The following is a 15,770-nucleotide window of genomic DNA, read 5'->3' as shown; positions in this document are numbered from 1 at the left end:
AGATGGTCAGCAAGAACACTACGGCAAAGAAGAAGCAAACCGGGAAGTCGAGCGAATCATCTCTCAGGGTGCCATCGAAGTGGCGACTCCGGTTGTATGTCGCCGGCAATACTCCGAATTCGATTGCTGCCTTCGCGAACCTGAAGGAAATTTGCGAAGTCCATCTTGGGGGCCGTTATCAGATCGAAATTGTTGACTTGCTTGAGAACCCAATGCTCGCGAAGGGAGACCAGATCGTCGCGATTCCAACTCTCGTCAGGAGACTACCTTTTCCTGTAAAGAAAATTATTGGAGATCTTTCGAATCGCGAACGGGTACTGGTTGGCCTCGATCTGAAGCCGGCTGCACCAACTCGGGCGTGATGTCCGAAGACTGACATGAAACGCCCTGCGGGATCCAAGAACAAAGTGATTGTCCGCGGAGCGAATCCGGATAACGTTCTCGAGAACCTCCGCGGAAAACCCGCCCCCCGATATCAATTCAGGCTGTACGTCGCAGGATCAAACCTTAATTCCATGCGTGCCATCAAATCTATTCGCGAGCTGTGTAGGTCACTTTCTCCAGCGGTTTGCGACTTGGAGATCATTGACCTGTATCAACAGCCATCGCTGGCGAAGCGCGACCATGTGGTCGCCGCTCCCGCGTTAATCAAAATTCTTCCGCTGCCGAACAGGACCTTCATTGGCGATATGTCCGATGCTGGCAAAGTTCTGGCTGGGCTTGGAATTTCGGTGAGTAGTTTGAATGCGAGAAGCAAATCCTCGGGCCAGTAAGAAGGTCCTGGAGGAAATTCAACAACTGAAGTTGAGGCTATCCGCTGCCGAAGAGGCCTTGGCAGCCGTGCGCGACGGCCACGTGGATGCGATCGTTGTCCCCGGCCCGCATGGCGCTCAGGTCTTCACGCTCGCCGGATCCGATGCTGCATATCGCGTGTTCGTCGAACGCATGAAGGAAGGGGCGGTCACCATTGGTGCCGATGGAACAGTCTTCTACTGCAATCACGCCTTTGCGGATATCGTCGACTATCCACTCGACCACGTCATCGGACGCTCTATTTACGACTTCGTTCCGAAACCCGAACGCGCCAGGTTCGACTCCGTTTATCAACATCCGCTCGACGGTCCCCCGAAGATTGAACTTCAGCTATTGAAGTCCAATGGAGACCGAGTTCCTGTTTTTGTCTCGGCCAACATATTCCAGGAAAGCTCTACCTCGGTGTGCATGGTTATCACCGATTTAACCGAGCAGAAGATGCAGGATGAGATTGTCTCCGCTGGAAGGCTCGCTCACCTCATTGTGCAACAGGCCGCCGAAGCGATTGCCGTTTGCGATAACACCGGTCGCGTGGTGCTCGCCAGTCAGGCGTTCCATAATCTCTGCGGAAAGAACACACTACTGCTCCCATTCGAAATGGTGCTGCCTCTGCAGTTCTCCGACGGAGATCAGCTCAGCGCGGAATCCTTTTCGCTCCGGTCGGTGCTCGAAGGAAAAGCCTACCGGGGCGCCGAGGTGGTCTTTCGCCAGGAGGACGGAGAACCAACACACCTGCTGATGAGTGCAGCCCGCTTAAAACTGCCGAGCGATGCGACCTCCGGGGCGGTAATCACACTCTTCGACATCGAAGAGCGCAAGAGGACGGAGGAGTATCTCCGGCGCTCCGAGCGTTTAGCTGCTACCGGGCGCCTGGCAGCGACCATCGCGCATGAAATCAATAATCCACTGGCGGCGGTCACGAACCTGCTTTATCTGTTGTCCTCGGATCCGAAACTCGATGGGTCTCTCAAGGAATATGCGCAGGTCGCCCAGGCTGAAATCTCCCGCGTTGCGCACATTACCAAGCAGACGCTGGCATTTCACCGCGATACCAACATGCCGGTGCGCGTAAACCTCAACGACATCATGGAGTCCGTCCTCTATCTGTTCTCGCAGCAACTCAGGGTAAAGAGCATCCGCGTGCACAAAGAAATGGACTTTAATGGGGACGTAATCGGCTTTCCAAACGAATTGCGACAGGTCATCTCAAATATTTTCGAGAACGCTATCGAGGCAGCACCGGAAGCCGGAAAGGTGCGCCTCCGCGTTTACACCAGCCGAGAATATATGAACTCGCACAAACCCGGTGTTCGCATTGTCGTCGCCGATGACGGCCCGGGTATCCGCCACGAGAACGCGCAGAAAATCTTCGAGCCATTCTTTACCACGAAGGGCGAGAAGGGAACCGGCCTGGGGCTGTGGGTGTGCCAGGGAATCATCCACAAGCACGGCGGCTACATCCGCATGAAGAGCAGCACGCATCCACGTCACAGCGGAACGGTCTTCTCGATCTTCCTTCCCACTCGTGGAAGCGGTGTGGGCATGCTCAGCAGCACGGCTTAATCCAACCCTTCGCAGGAATTCCGCTGAACTCACTCGGTTTATGTGTCACGCGCAGCAGGTAACTTCGTCACACGAAGCTGGGACGACCCGCGGTTAGAATGCCGCCGCAGCCTTTCCCATGCGGAGGTTCCTTTGGCTACCGAAGTCGAAACAAAATCCCTGCCCTCTAATGCCTACAAGCCGCTAGCGCAGACAGAAAAGTACGAACCACTGGTTCCCGCTGGCGCCCAGATCCCGGAACTGACCGTCCGTTCCATCGCGTGGGGTACGTTTCTTTGCGTGATCTTTGCGGTAGCCTCGGCCTATTCGGGGCTGAAGGTCGGGCAGGTGATGGAATCCGCGATCCCGATCTCAATCCTGGCGATTGGCTTGGCTCGTGTATACCGCCGCCGCTCAAGCGTGCTGGAGAACGTCATCATGACCAGCATCGGCGGCAGTGCCGGCGCCGTGGTTGCCGGGGCGATTTTCACGCTGCCAGCGCTCTACATTCTTAAGCTCGATCCTCATCCGGTTCAGACGATTTTCATTTGCCTCGCTGGAGGATGCCTCGGCGTTCTCTTCCTGATTCCGCTTCGCCGTTATTTTGTTCGCGACATGCATGGCATGCTTCCGTATCCCGAAGCGACGGCGATCACAGAGGTACTTGTCACCGGCGAGAAGGGCGGCTCGCAGGCCAAGTTGCTGTTGCAGGCCACGGCGATCTCCGGCGTTTATGACTTCTTTGTCACCACCTTCCAGGTTTGGAAGGAATTTGTTGATTTCCAGTTTGTTCCCGCGATGCGCCATCTGACCGAGCGTACGCGGATGGTTTTCAGCTTCGACGCGATTGGCTTCATCCTGGGGCTGGGCTACGTCATGGGGCTGCGCAGTTCCATGATTCTCTGCTCCGGCGGTGTGCTTTCCAATTTCGTGCTGGTACCGCTGATCTGGTTTATTGGCAGCCACGTTGGAACAGCCATTTATCCGGCGGCAATGCCAATCTCCGACATGACCGCCGCACAGATCTACCGCAACTACGTTCGCTTTATCGGCGTCGGCGCGATCGCCACGGCAGGAATCTTCGGCATCATCAAGTCGCTTCGGATCGTGGCTGGTTCGTTCGGGATTGCACTTCGGGTGTTCCGCTCCGGTGAAAAGGTTGATTCGGAACGCACTGACCGCGATCTGCCAATTATCGGTGTCTTCGCCGGAGTGATAGTTGGAGCGATTGGTGTGGCGGCTTTTCTCGGACACCTGCCCGTTTCGTGGGGCATCGTCGGGCTTGGGCTGCTATTGACTCTGCTCTTCTCTTTCTTCTTCACTTCCGTTGCCGCCAACGCCATCGCCACCACGGCACGCAATCCGGTATCCGGTATGACGATGCTCACGATCATCATTTCATCCGTCGTACTTCTCCGGTTCGGACTCTCCGGGACGACGGGCATGTTCTTCGTGATGGCCATCGCGGGCATGGTGTGTACCGCGCTTTCAATTTCGGGCCAAACGATCACCGATTTCAAAACGGGATACTGGCTCGGCTCGACGCCAGCAGCTCAGCAGAAAGTAAAGATCATTGGGGTAGCCGCTGCAGCCATTGCCGCTGGCTTGACCATCGTTATGCTCGACCGAACGTTCCAGTTCGGGGAAGCTCTTCCCGGCGACATCCGGCCGGTGTTGCCTTCGCCGCAGGCCTCGATCATGAAAGCCCTTGTGGAAGGCTTCATGAGCCAACAGCCGGTTGCGTACTTGCTGTTTGGAGTGGGAGCCTTCGTTACCCTGATCATGGAGATGCTCGGCCAACCGTCGCTCATCTTCGCGCTGGGGATGTATCTGCCGCTGGAACTGAATACACCAGCGCTTGTCGGCGGATTCCTTTCGCATTTCCTCAACAAGCGCGCTGAACAAAAGGGCGGAGAATCCGGACGCACGATCCGTGAGCGCGGCGTGATTATTGCTTCAGGCCTGATGGCAGGAGGCGCTCTCGGCGGTGTGCTCGGTGCGGCCTTGCGATTGTTCCCGTTCTATCGAGAGGACCTCGTCCATACACCGTTCTACGCAAACGAAACGATTTCGCAGTCGGTATCGGCGATTGCGTTCATTGCTCTATGCTGTTACGTGTGGTTCTGGTCGTTGCGTAAGCCAAAGGAGATCCGATGGACCAAGCAGGACGTTTCGTAGCAGACGCAGTTCTTGGTATCGATACGCTTTGGGGCGGCGACGTAATGTGCCCTTCCGGCACAGGACGCTTCATCGCCGACTCATGGTTTGCCGATGAACCTTTGCCGAACGCTTACACCACGCCTTCCGCGGCGAAGGTTCGCGAAACCGGCGGCGTAACCGCGAAGAATCTGGATGCCGCCATCATTGACGCTTACCTGCGCGACGTGGACATCCCCACTGCGATCGCGGGCGTGAAGGGTGAAGCGGAAAAAATTGGAGGACTGCGCGGAAAGTATCTCGCTGGACTTGCCGAATCCTTGAGTGCAATGTGGGATCTCGCACAGGAAATCCTCAGAAGAGGCGCTGCGGTTCCGTACGAGCGTTGCGTTATCGCTTCCACCGGAAGACCACCCGAGCCTTCACAGCCGCAATCGAAACGCGAGCGCGTGGCGGAACTGCTCGCACGCGCCGGACATAAGACTTCGGCACCTGACGAACTTCTGCAGGCGGTAGATGCATGGCGTCGCGAGCGCAATTCGCCAATGGCCAGTGTCCGTCCGCTTGGAGCGGCAGTCATTGCCCTCTTCGACCAGCTCACGGTTAAGAACCTGCTGCCGTTTATGCCGAAGGAACTGCACGCGGTTCCGCGCGCAAATATCGAATTTCTTCCAATTAAGGACGCCTGGTTCTCCGGCTCCATGAACTACGTTGGCCGAGCGCGAAACGCCGATCGTACGCCGAAGTACGAAGCGACATACGAGGTCAACGCATCCTTGACGATCTCGTATCCGGAATTCGAGCAGCTCGTCAGTCACGAAGTGGTTCCCGGGCACGTGACCACGTTTGCCTATCTACAGAACCTCTACGTGCGCGGAAAGGCCGGATTCGAAGCGAGTGTGCTTACGATGAACACTCGTTGCGCGACGCTGTCGGAAGGCATTGCGAATAACGCGATCCTGATCGCGCACGGCATCACCGAGATCGACCAACTCCCCGACGAAGACCTTCAAGTTGGCGTGCTTCTTGCGCTGCTTCAAGACGACGCAAAGAACCAATCTTCTTATCTGACCTGGGGAGAGGGCCGGAAACGTGAAGAGGTCGCGAAGGTCCTCCGCCGCGAATTCCTAGTAAGTGATGAGCGTGCTGACAAGCTCTCGGGAGCGTGGGGACAGCATCCGCTGCTTGGGCGCATGTACTTGCCGGCATATCGCGCCGGCACAGTGAAGGTTGCCGAGCTACGCCGGAAGTACAAACCCGAAGTTGTGCTGCCGGCAATCTACGGCTGCTTTGGCATGGTGGACATAGTCACGGTAGACGACGTTCTTGCCGCACATCGCTGAGTCGTTCGTTCAGCAAAAAGGCGTGCCTGAGAGCACGCCTTCTTCGTTCCTAATTTTGGGATCAATGATGTCCTGAATACTTCTCGCCGGCTTCGACCGCGACGTTCATGCGGTTCTCTTTTGGCGGTAGAGGGCAGGTCGCGTACGGTGTCCAGGCGCACGGTGGATTTTGTGCACGATTGAAATCCAGTTCAACTTTGCCGTTCTTCGGCAATTCGGAATACAGGAATCGACCCGCGCCGTAGGTGGCTTTTCCGCTCGTCTGGTCTTTGATAATAAAAAACAGTTCTTTCGCTCCTTCGTCGAGCGCCTGAAGATGCTGTCTTTGTCCGAGCAGCGTGAACTCGACGTAGCCCGGACTGTCCATTTCCGCGTCCTGCCCGATGACGGTGGGTACCATCACCTTCTTTGGCTTGTCATACGGGACGAACTTTGCTTCCACAACGTACTTCTGGCTCACCGGATAGAACTGCGCGCCTTTGAAATCCGCCAGCAGCTTGCTCTTGGAATCCTTCACGCGGATGCCGTAACGCTGGCCCCGCTGGATCAGGTAGAACCGCACGCTACCGGCAGTCTCGATGATTGTCGGCTTGCCACTCACGTCGGGCTTCATTTCGATGGTGGTGACCGGTTTGCCGTCGCTGGTGAACTTCGCTCCGGGAAGTGCTGTAAACGTTGCTTTACCGGCACGAAAGTCGATCTTCGCGGCCTGTGCCGGGACTTTGCCGGCGGGCAGCGGTACGTCGGTTTTCGGGTCGCCGCCGACGCGGTTCGTGCCTTCTCGGAGCCACGACAATCCAACCACCACAAGCCAGTTCTTCTTCAGGTGCTCGGAGTAGTCTCTGGTCCATTCGGCGTAGTCCTTCTTGTAGGCGGCAGAGTTTACTTCGGTGGCAAAGGCCGGAACGGACACGAGAAGTAATAGAAGTGCAGGTATTAAGCGCATGCGGGCTCCTGAACAGCAGCTCAGGTTAAATGGACATTCACGGGAAAGTCCATTGCTGATCAGACGCACCGATCTGGAACGGGGATACAATGTTTCCGGCTTCAAGGAGGCTCTTATGCTTTCGGTAACCGATGAAGTCGAATCTCTCATCACGCAACTGGGCGATCATTGGGCTGAAAACTGGAACGCCGGCAATCTTGAAAAGGTAGTCGACCACTACGCGGACGACGCGGTTTATCAGCCGCCGCACCATGCGACGCTGCACGGGCGTTACGAAATCCACGAGTATCTGAAGGGACCGATGAAGAAGCGGAGCATCCGCGATCTTCAATATCTAGTCACGTTCGTGAAGCACTCGGGCGATCTCGCATATGACGTTGGTGTTTACAGCATGACTATTCCGACGGTGGATGGGCACGACCGACGCGATCGCGGCAAGTACCTGACGGTGTGGCGTCGGCAACCGGATGGCGAGTGGAAGATCGTAGCGGATTGCTGGTCAAGCGATTTGCCACCGATGATCTAGGTTGCTGCGTTTGTCAGCGATGCGTGGACGGCGTAGATTAGGAATTCCGGCCGTGTGCCGGTGAACGACTGACTACCGAGGAAGCTATGCAACGTAAAGGAAGTGCCGTCTGGACAGGCGGTTTGCGGGACGGGAAGGGAACTGTTTCGACCGCAAGCGGCGTGCTTAAAGATACGCAGTATTCTTTTGCCACACGATTTGAAAATGGTATCGGGACAAATCCCGAGGAACTGATCGGCGCGGCGCATGCGGGATGCTTCTCCATGGCATTCTCGGCGCAGCTCGAGAAGGCGGGATTGAAGGCCGAGCGGATCGCGACGGAAGCAGCCGTGTCGCTCGAGAAGCAGGACGCGGGGTTCGCGATTACAGCCGTTCATCTTACGATGACGGCGAAGATCCCCGGTGCGTCGCAAGAGCAGTTCCAGAAAGCGGCCGACGAAGCCAAGGCAGGATGCCCGGTCTCGAGGGTGCTTAACGCCAAGATCACGCTGGATGCCAAACTGCAGTAATCAGGATTCCTGGTTGTAAAGGTCGGTCGCAATGGGCCGACCTTTTGTTTTTTGCCGTTACCCATTTGTGCGGGGAATGCTCGCGCTTTTGAGTTCCAGGAACCGTTTACGGAGAACTTCGATGTGGTCCTGAATTGCGGCCGTAGAGTCGTGTTGACCGCGAAGGTCCTGCAAGTGTTCGAGCTGAAGGATGCGCGTATAGAGCTCGGAAAGTTCGAAAGTACGCTCGTCCATTTAGGGGGAACCTCGCTTCTATGGCTGTCTATAGTCGGCTAACGCCGCAGTTTGCGGCTGTGACGAAGGTCACACCTTATAAGTTTGATGGCCTTTGGTAACCCCCCAGGTATTCCATATCTGAAAACAAAGAAGTTAAGGACGCACGCATCTCCACATTTGAAAACATACCAACAGTCTCAATCTTTATATTTGCCGTTAGATCAGCAACTTACGTGAAAAAGAAAGGGTTGACCCCCCCTACCTGGAGTATTCCGAAACAGAACTGAGACTCGGGAATGTCTCGGTCCTGTATCGGAAGGAACATTCCGAACCAGCAACTCTGGATTCCTTACACGGCAACGGGGTTTCGGCATTTGCCATCAGAAAGGTAAGTAGGATTCAGGTGCGGGGACTCTGTTGAAGATCACAATATTTGGACTGACGATTTCTTCGTCATGGGGAAATGGTCATGCGACGCCGTACAGGGCGATCGTGCGGGCGCTGAAGCGGCTCGGGCACGAGGTGGTGTTCTACGAGAAAGACGTGCCGTATTACGCAAAGCGCAGAGATTTTGCATCGGCCGAGTTCTGTGAGCTAGTGCTGTATTCCGGCTGGGCGTCGGTCCGGACGCGAGCGCTGGCGGATGTACGCGAGTCTGATGTGGTGGTGAATGCGAGCTATTGTCCGGACGGGAAGCAGATTTGCGATGAGGTACTGGAGACGGATGGTCCGCTGAAGGTCTTTTATGACCTGGATACGCCAGTTACGGTGGCAGCACTCGCGGCGGGAATGTGCGACTACCTCAGGTCCGATCAAATCCCGGAGATTGATCTTTATCTTTCCTTCACAGGTGGAATGACGTTGCATGAGTTGCGTACGAAGTGGCATGCGAAGAAGGCGCTGCCGCTGTATGGGTGCGTCGATCCGGAGGTTCACCGGCGGGTGGAGGTTCCGGAACAGTATCGATGCCTGATGAGCTACATGGGAACGTACGCGGCGGACCGACAGGCGAAACTAGATACCCTGTTCCTCGAGCCGGTACGGAGGCGTCCGGAGGACGTGTTTGTACTGGCGGGGTCAATGTATCCGGCGCACTGGCAGTGGCCGTCGAACCTGCGCAGATTTGAGCATGTGGGGCCGGGCGATCATCCGGCGCTGTATTCAAGTTCGCGGTTCACACTGAACCTCACGCGGGACAGCATGGCAGTAAGCGGATATTGCCCGTCGGGGCGGTTCTTCGAGGCGGCCGCGTGTGGAACTCCGATTATTTCGGATTGGTTCGAGGGCTTGGATACCTTCTTTACTCCGGGGGAGGAGATTTTCATCGCCAAGAATTCCGACGACGTGATGAGTGCGCTGGCGCTTTCAGACGATGAGGTGGCGCTGGTGGCGGCGCGAGCACGCGAGAGGACCTTGGCGGAACATACGGGTGAACGTCGAGCGCGCGAGTTGCTTTCTTATCTGGAAGCGGCGTTTGCAGGGAAAAGGGTTTCGGCGGAGGTGGGAAGGTGATCGGGATTATTCCAGCCGCGGGTGCGGGACAGAGGATTCAGCCGCTCGGCTGTTCGAAGGAACTGTTGCCGGTAGGCGCCAGGGTAGTGGACGGAGTGGAGCGACCGAAAGCGGTGACGGAATACTTGGTCGAAAGGATGATTGCGGCGGGTGCGACCGAGATATGCATGGTGATCTCGGGCGAGAAGACCGACATCATGAAGTATTTCGCCGAGCGCGAGTATGCGGCGGAGATCTTCTACGTGGTGCAGCAGAGGCCGCAGGGTCTATGCGACGCGCTGTTCCGCGCTGAACAGTTTGCCCGGAGCCACGACCACGTGCTACTGGGACTGCCAGACACCATATGGTTTCCAGAGAATGCGTATCGGGCGGCACTGGACCGAGATCGCATGGCGGATGTGAACCTGATCTGCTTTCCGGTGCTGGATCCTTCACAGTTCGATGCCGTGGTGAGCGATGAGCATGGGTACGTGGAGGAAGTGCAGGTAAAAGTGCCGGTGCCACAGTCGCACTGGATTTGGGGCGCAGTGACCACGACCGGGCAGGCGTTTCATGCGCTGAAGTTACTGTGGGAGTCGCGGCACAGAGAAGACGAGTACCTCGGGCACTTGCTGAATGCATTCATTGATGCGGGGAACGTGGTGCGAGCGATGCACATTGGGGAAACCTACATGGATGTGGGCACACTGCAGGGATATCACCATGCGCAGGATTTCCTGAGAGGAATCAGGAAATCGATAGAACCGAAAAGAGTTGCGTGATTATGTGCTTCCGCCGGCCTGCATCTGGGCAGTCTGGGCACGAAGGTGCTCGCGGATGTCGCGATTGATACGGGCGGCGTCACGGGAAGCCTTGTCGATAAGTTCCAGCCACTTCTTGCCATTGTCATCCATCTCCGCCTGAGCAAGAAGGTATGTGGCTTGCATGATGGTCTCGATGGAATTGCTGAGGTCATGGGCCAGGGTTCTGAGCTGAGCGTTTATTTCTGCGGGCGACTTTTCAGCGGGACTCTTTTCGGTAGCCATGACGTGTTTGGATGAAGGCATCGGAGGCTTCCCCCCTAGTGTAATCCGAGTCTATGAAACCTGAAACCGTGCTAGATACACCAAGTCCCGGATGTACTTGGGTTGGACGCACGAGCCGGCAAAAACGTTGTTCAGCAACTTAGACTCGACGGAACCAAGGTGCTTGGCCTTCCGGCGCTAATCTCGCTCGGTTCTCCAATTAATCCAGAATATCTCCTTTGTTATTAGAAGGTTGCCGCAGCTCGACTACACAGCTCATCCCGAAAAATCTGAAATAGCCTAAGGCGAATCTGCTAACCCAGCTACGGACTTTAATCAGTACTAAGTAATACCTGGACAGACCAGAATCAGAGCACGTTTTGTGTTCGTGAGTGTGGTCTGTCCGGCGACGGCGAATCCGCACCGCGAGCGTAACCCAGAAACACGGGAACGGGAGATACGCGTGCGAAAGACCGGAGTCTTCACCGTAGTAGCTTTTGTCCTTTTTAGTTCAGCTTTCGGATTTGCCCAAAGAGCGGTGATCCCAACCACGACGATGGCCATGGAGACTGGCAACAACACAAGTACGGCAGACTCATTCCAGGGGCAGTCAAACGGAAATGCGACGGCAGGCAACGTCAGCAAGGTAGATATCCGCACTCTTCTTTATCCGGGAAGCACTACAGCCATCTACGCCCACTTTATGCCGTGGTTTGGGAAAGCGAATCATGCAGACGTAGGTTATTCGACGGCTAACCCCAACCAGGCAGCCAAGACTGTAGATGACATGATGAGCCGGGGCATTCAGGGCGTGATTGTCGACTGGTACGGGCGCAACCGTACCCATGAAGACCAGAGCACGATCGCGATCTTCCAGGAGGCCCAGAAGCGCGGGTTCAAGTTCGCGATCATGGAAGACGCGGGAGCTTTGAAAGCCGACAACAAAACGGGCGAACTGATCGCGGACCTCATTTACGCGAACCAGAAGTTCCAGCAATCGTCGAATTACATGCGCATCAACGGTAGGCCGGTCGTGTTCTTCTTTGGCGTGGAGGCCCTCCCGATCGACTGGGATGCCGTTCGCAATCAGGTGCCCGGCAACCCGCTGTTCGTCTTCCAGAATTCCGTGATGTTCGCAAAATCTTATGCGGACGGCGCGTTCAGTTGGGTGGGGTCCTTCGGGAACGCAAACGACTGGGGACAGGCGTACCTTTCGAATTTCTATAAGACAGCGAAGAACTCCCCGAAGCGAGCCGTCGGGTCGGTGAAGAAAGGTTTCGACGACCGGCTTGCCGGTTGGGGCCAGAACCGAGTCATCAATCAGCGGTGCGGTACTACCTGGCTGGAGACATTCGCTGAAGTGAACCGAAACTTTCACGCGGGACAACAACTGGAAACGTTGCAGATCGTGACCTGGAACGACTACGAAGAAGGAACCGCGATTGAGATGGGAATCGACAATTGTGTTTCGGTGAGCGGGTCGGCATCCGGCGATACGCTTTCGTGGAACATCAGCGGCGACCAGAAGACGATCCATCACTTTACGGTCTTCATTTCACAAGACGGGAAGAACCTGATGTCGCTGGGTGCTTTTTCCAGCGACACACGCTCGGTGGACATGCGGAAATTCGACATGGCGAGTGGCGCGTACACGGTGTACGTGAAAGCGGTAGGGAAGCCATCGATGCTGAACAAGATGTCGGGGCCGATTGGATACACGTCGAAGGCGGCGACGGCAGTTTTACCACCCGCTGAGCCTGGCGTGCCTTCGGGTGCGGCCGACCTGGCAATGTCGCTGACGCAGACGTCAATGGAAGTGTCGCGAGGAAGCAGTGCGAGTACGACGGTGGTGATGAAACCCTCAGGAGATTTCAGATCGAAGGTCAAGCTGAATTGCGGCAATTTGCCTGCGGGCGTGAACTGCTCGTTCGAGGCAAGTGAGATCGTACCGGGAAAGAGCACCATCTCGACGAAGCTGACGATAAAGGCCAATGGGGATCACCTCGCGACGGCGGGCAAAAGCATCGGTACGTTCGCCATCTGGATGCCGGGCCTTGCCGTCTGCATGGTGATGGCGTCCGATAGACGACGCGGAAAGAGGTTGCTGGTTGCGCTTGGGCTCGCGACCATCCTTCTTTTTGCTATGGGAATGACCGGTTGTGGCGGTGCGGCGAAGTTTGCTTCCGATGAGGCCCTTGCGAGCGCTCCCAGCCAGCCCGGAACATACACGGTCAATGTGGTAGCGCAATCAGGTTCGTGGCAGAAATCAACCTCGGCAACAATAACGATCCGCTAAAGCTAGCGGCGGAACTCTGGGCCCGGCATGAAGCCGGGCCTTTATCTTTCTACGGAGTAACCGGGGGTTCGGTGGGGATTGCGACAAGTCTTCCTGACTGGGGTTGCAAGTGCACACCGGGATGGCGGACGTAGTCGATTACCGCGTCGACGAGGTTCTGGCCGGTGTCGTTGAGATCGGCGCCGTCGAGGAAGGTGGAGTAGCGGTCACCGCCGGCGGAGATGAAGCTGTTGGTGGCGACGAGGTAGGTTTTGGAGTCGTCGAGAGGCGTGTCGCCGACTGTAACGGTAACAACGCGCTGAGATTCGGAGCGCTTGGGGTCGTAGGTAACGCGCAAGTTGGCAACCTGCATCATGCCGACTTTCAGAGTGAGCGATTGCTCGAGAATCTGCCGGATCTGCTTGCCAGTGAGCTTGATGGTAGTGACGGTGTTGATGAAAGGCAGTACGGAGATGAGATCGTAACGAGTTACGGTGCCGGCCTTCAGGTCGGCGCGAATGCCGCCTGCATTCTCGAACGCGATGTCGGCGCCGGTCTTCCAGAGCATGGCGTCAGCGATGAGGTTCCCGAGATTCGATTCGCCGTTGTAGTTGCGGATCAATGCGGCGGGAAGGGTGCCGATGACTTCACGACCGATCTGGTCGGCTTCCTTCACCCAACGAGTCACAACCTTGTCGACCTGCTCAGGAACGGGGAAAACGCCGGGCAGGATGCGGACGAGGCTCCCCTGATGAGTGGAGATCCTGTTCGCGGAATCGAGGCTGAGTTGGAGGACGCCGATGGTGGTTCCACGTCCGTACGTCTGCACGATGATGGTGCCGTTTTTCGGGCTTACCCAGGGGACTTCGATGCCACGATGAGCGTGTCCCCCGATGATTACGTCGATGCCAGGCACCGCAGCGGCGAGGGCCTTATCGGCTTCGAAGCCTTTCTGCACTTCAGGATGAGCTTCAGCGTCAGACTGCATGGATCCGTTCTCGCCTTCGTGCGCCAGAACGATGACGAGGTCGGCCTGCTTGCGAAGCTTCGGAACAAGTTCGCGGAGAATTGGAACTGGATCGCGAGCTTCGAGCGTCTTCCAGATTGCCGGTCCGGTGGAAGGAATGGCATCGAGTCCGAACACGCCGGTTACCGCGATCCGAATGCCGTTGCGTTGGATGATGGCGTAAGGCTTGGCAAAATGTTTGCCGCTGTCGCGATAAAAGAGGTTGGCGGAGAGTACGGGGAACGATTCCTGCTGCGCGTATGCGACCGCGCGGTCAACGCCGTAGTCGAACTCGTGGTTGCCAAAAGTGCCGGCGTCGTAGCCGAGCGTCTTCCAGATGTCGATGAGAGCTTGTCCTCGGCTAATGGAAGAGATCGCCTGTCCGGTGTAGACGTCACCGGCGTCGAAAAAGAAAGCGTTGGGCAAGGTCCTGCGGAGCATGGCCGCCCAGGCTGCGAAGTCGCGGACGCCACCGATCATCGGTTGATCGACCAACCAGGTGGCGCGGGTCGGTTCGATGGCGGCGTGGAAATCGTTGCTATAGAGAAGGGTGACTTTACGCTGGTCCGCCGCAAGTGCAGAAAGCGAGATAAGGAGTAATAAAACAATGCGGCGGGTTTTGCGGAGCATGCGGGAAAACGTATAGAAGCGCGGCAGGGCATGTCAATGACGGGGGCCGCATTGTGACGTATGACCGTGACAACTCGTGAACCGGACCGGAAACTCGTCTTCGAGGCTAAGAGTTGAAAAAGAAAGTCATCCTGTTGGTTTGCGCAGGCGTAGCGGTGTTGGCGGTATTGGTGGGACAGCAGTTTTCGCCAGAACGTCGTGGCGAACGCGTGTTTGTTGAGCGCGGCTGTACGGGGTGCCACTTCAGCGGCGCAGGACCGACGCTGACCCACGTGGTGTCGAAGCACGATCCGAAGATGCTGGAGCGGTTCATCCTGGATCCGCCGGCGTTTTACCGCGAGCGCGACATGAGACCGTTGAACGCGGGATACATGCTCATGCCAAAGGTGAAGGTCTCGGAGCAGGATGTGCGGCTGATCCTCGCTTACCTGCGGGACATTCATGGAGAATAAGAAAGGCGGCCCAGATTCGAGCCGCCTTCCTCAATGACGCACTGTTTCTGCGCCTTCTAACGTCGTTCCATGCTTAGTAACGGCTACCCCGATATTGGTAGTACGCCTGTTCGTAGCCTTGGACGTAAGCCTGCCGATAAGCGTTCTGGAAGTCCTGCTTGTTCATTCCGCTCTGGCTCATCCCGTGATCGGCTTCCTTATAACCCTTCCACTCGGTCGGCCGATAGCGCTGGCCATTCTGAGCGTCGAGTCGGCCGGTGTACTGGCCGTCCTGGAAACCCATCTGGGAGCCGTAGTTGTTGTAGCCGTAACGTCCGTTGCCGTAAGAGCCGTTGCCCCAGGGACCGTTTGCGTAAGGACCGTTGCTGTTCCCGTAGTCGCCACGACGATGACGTCCCCAACGACCGTTATCGTTGTCGCGGTCATGATCGCGATCACGGTCACGATCTCCCCAGCGACCATTGTTGTCGCGAGTGCCCCAGCGGCCGTTGCCGTTGCCGCCGCGATTGTTCGTGTATGAGCCTCGGTACCCGTCGTTGTAACCATCGCGATAGGCCTGGGCGTCGTAGTCGTGCTTCCAGTTCAGGGAGCGACGCTGCGGTCCGTTCTGGCGATCGGAGATGCCGTCGTTGTAGCCCTGCTGGTAAGCCTGCCGCTCAGAATCGCGGCTGTAGTTGCCGGAGTTGTCGTTTTGGTAAACGCCGCGATCGTTCTGCGGATACCACTGGGCCGAGGCGGCGGGGACTGCCACTAATCCCGCAAGCCCGAAAGCCGCTGCCATCACTAACTTGTTCGTTGCCTTCATCCTTGGACTCCCCCGCTTCACCACCCTTTGATAT

The 15,770-nt window shown here is 56.8% G+C and carries 16 protein-coding genes; 11 read left to right on the top strand and 5 right to left on the bottom strand.

Features of this window, described 5'->3' with window-relative positions:
• Positions 1-2: 2 nt before the first annotated feature.
• From VN577_17765 to VN577_17745, 5 genes are all read left to right on the top strand, one after another.
• Positions 3-362, top strand: coding sequence for a circadian clock KaiB family protein (locus tag VN577_17765; GenBank protein HWR16678.1), 360 nt, complete (start codon positions 3-5; stop codon positions 360-362).
• 15 nt (positions 363-377) lie between these two features.
• Positions 378-773 carry a circadian clock KaiB family protein gene (locus VN577_17760; GenBank protein ID HWR16677.1) on the top strand — a complete coding sequence of 132 codons (396 nt, stop codon included), beginning with the start codon at positions 378-380 and terminating at the stop codon, positions 771-773.
• On the top strand, positions 745-2,376 hold the full coding sequence (locus tag VN577_17755; GenBank protein ID HWR16676.1) for an ATP-binding protein: 1,632 nt from the start codon (positions 745-747) through the stop codon (positions 2,374-2,376). Before VN577_17760 ends, VN577_17755 begins: the two co-directional genes overlap by 29 nt.
• 132 nt (positions 2,377-2,508) lie before the next feature.
• On the top strand, positions 2,509-4,533 hold the full coding sequence (locus tag VN577_17750) for an oligopeptide transporter, OPT family (GenBank protein ID HWR16675.1): 2,025 nt from the start codon (positions 2,509-2,511) through the stop codon (positions 4,531-4,533).
• Entirely contained in the window at positions 4,509-5,855 is a 1,347-nt protein-coding gene (locus tag VN577_17745) for a hypothetical protein (GenBank protein HWR16674.1), read from the top strand. The genes VN577_17750 and VN577_17745 overlap by 25 nt, the downstream gene beginning before the upstream one ends.
• Before the next feature lie 61 nt (positions 5,856-5,916).
• On the opposite strand, the gene VN577_17740 is transcribed toward VN577_17745, so the two are convergent.
• Positions 5,917-6,801: a DUF1684 domain-containing protein gene (locus VN577_17740; GenBank protein ID HWR16673.1), complete on the bottom strand. Its 885-nt coding sequence runs from the start codon at positions 6,799-6,801 to the stop codon at positions 5,917-5,919.
• Positions 6,802-6,916: 115 nt separating this feature from the next.
• Here VN577_17740 and VN577_17735 point away from each other — a divergent pair, with 115 nt between their 5' ends.
• Positions 6,917-7,327: an SgcJ/EcaC family oxidoreductase gene (locus VN577_17735; protein ID HWR16672.1), complete on the top strand. Its 411-nt coding sequence runs from the start codon at positions 6,917-6,919 to the stop codon at positions 7,325-7,327.
• Positions 7,328-7,413: 86 nt separating this feature from the next.
• The gene (locus VN577_17730; protein HWR16671.1) at positions 7,414-7,836 is read left to right on the top strand and encodes an OsmC family protein; all 423 of its coding nucleotides are present in this window, start codon (positions 7,414-7,416) and stop codon (positions 7,834-7,836) included.
• Between the two features lie 57 nt (positions 7,837-7,893).
• Here VN577_17730 and VN577_17725 read toward each other — a convergent pair whose 3' ends face one another.
• The gene (locus VN577_17725) at positions 7,894-8,070 is read right to left on the bottom strand and encodes a hypothetical protein (protein ID HWR16670.1); all 177 of its coding nucleotides are present in this window, start codon (positions 8,068-8,070) and stop codon (positions 7,894-7,896) included.
• Between the two features lie 399 nt (positions 8,071-8,469).
• On the opposite strand from VN577_17725, the gene VN577_17720 reads away from it, so the two are divergent.
• A complete protein-coding gene (locus VN577_17720) occupies positions 8,470-9,564 on the top strand; it encodes a glycosyltransferase (protein HWR16669.1) in 1,095 nt (364 codons plus the stop codon).
• Complete coding sequence (locus tag VN577_17715; protein HWR16668.1) at positions 9,561-10,325, top strand: sugar phosphate nucleotidyltransferase; 765 nt, start codon at positions 9,561-9,563, stop codon at positions 10,323-10,325. The genes VN577_17720 and VN577_17715 overlap by 4 nt, the downstream gene beginning before the upstream one ends.
• Here the strand turns inward: VN577_17715 and VN577_17710 are convergent, their stop codons facing one another.
• Positions 10,326-10,610 carry a hypothetical protein gene (locus VN577_17710; protein ID HWR16667.1) on the bottom strand — a complete coding sequence of 95 codons (285 nt, stop codon included), beginning with the start codon at positions 10,608-10,610 and terminating at the stop codon, positions 10,326-10,328. It abuts the gene before it with no gap.
• A 421-nt stretch (positions 10,611-11,031) separates the two neighbouring features.
• Between VN577_17710 and VN577_17705 the strand changes: the two genes are divergently transcribed.
• Positions 11,032-12,864 carry an endo-1,3-alpha-glucanase family glycosylhydrolase gene (locus VN577_17705; protein ID HWR16666.1) on the top strand — a complete coding sequence of 611 codons (1,833 nt, stop codon included), beginning with the start codon at positions 11,032-11,034 and terminating at the stop codon, positions 12,862-12,864.
• A 49-nt stretch (positions 12,865-12,913) separates the two neighbouring features.
• On the opposite strand, the gene VN577_17700 is transcribed toward VN577_17705, so the two are convergent.
• Entirely contained in the window at positions 12,914-14,479 is a 1,566-nt protein-coding gene (locus VN577_17700) for a bifunctional UDP-sugar hydrolase/5'-nucleotidase (protein ID HWR16665.1), read from the bottom strand.
• Positions 14,480-14,592: 113 nt separating this feature from the next.
• Here VN577_17700 and VN577_17695 point away from each other — a divergent pair, with 113 nt between their 5' ends.
• Positions 14,593-14,931: a c-type cytochrome gene (locus VN577_17695; protein ID HWR16664.1), complete on the top strand. Its 339-nt coding sequence runs from the start codon at positions 14,593-14,595 to the stop codon at positions 14,929-14,931.
• A gap of 73 nt (positions 14,932-15,004) precedes the next feature.
• On the opposite strand, the gene VN577_17690 is transcribed toward VN577_17695, so the two are convergent.
• Positions 15,005-15,736, bottom strand: a complete 732-nt coding sequence (locus tag VN577_17690; GenBank protein HWR16663.1) for a hypothetical protein — start codon at positions 15,734-15,736, stop codon at positions 15,005-15,007.
• Positions 15,737-15,770 lie beyond the last annotated feature (34 nt).

The sequence above is a fragment of the Terriglobales bacterium genome (assembly GCA_035561515.1).
Taxonomy (GTDB): Bacteria; Acidobacteriota; Terriglobia; order Terriglobales; family Acidobacteriaceae; genus DATMXP01.
Note: the sequence above shows the minus strand (reverse complement) of the source record. Positions and strands in the feature narration are given on the sequence as shown.

Coding starts and splice junctions, on each gene's coding strand:
- VN577_17765 (HWR16678.1), top strand. CDS start 3: ATGGTCAGCAAGAACACTACGGCAAAGAAGAAGCAAACCGGGAAGTCG.
- VN577_17760 (HWR16677.1), top strand. CDS start 378: ATGAAACGCCCTGCGGGATCCAAGAACAAAGTGATTGTCCGCGGAGCG.
- VN577_17755 (HWR16676.1), top strand. CDS start 745: ATGCGAGAAGCAAATCCTCGGGCCAGTAAGAAGGTCCTGGAGGAAATT.
- VN577_17745 (HWR16674.1), top strand. CDS start 4,509: ATGGACCAAGCAGGACGTTTCGTAGCAGACGCAGTTCTTGGTATCGAT.
- VN577_17740 (HWR16673.1), bottom strand. CDS start 6,801: ATGCGCTTAATACCTGCACTTCTATTACTTCTCGTGTCCGTTCCGGCC.
- VN577_17735 (HWR16672.1), top strand. CDS start 6,917: ATGCTTTCGGTAACCGATGAAGTCGAATCTCTCATCACGCAACTGGGC.
- VN577_17730 (HWR16671.1), top strand. CDS start 7,414: ATGCAACGTAAAGGAAGTGCCGTCTGGACAGGCGGTTTGCGGGACGGG.
- VN577_17725 (HWR16670.1), bottom strand. CDS start 8,070: ATGGACGAGCGTACTTTCGAACTTTCCGAGCTCTATACGCGCATCCTT.
- VN577_17710 (HWR16667.1), bottom strand. CDS start 10,610: ATGCCTTCATCCAAACACGTCATGGCTACCGAAAAGAGTCCCGCTGAA.
- VN577_17700 (HWR16665.1), bottom strand. CDS start 14,479: ATGCTCCGCAAAACCCGCCGCATTGTTTTATTACTCCTTATCTCGCTT.
- VN577_17690 (HWR16663.1), bottom strand. CDS start 15,736: ATGAAGGCAACGAACAAGTTAGTGATGGCAGCGGCTTTCGGGCTTGCG.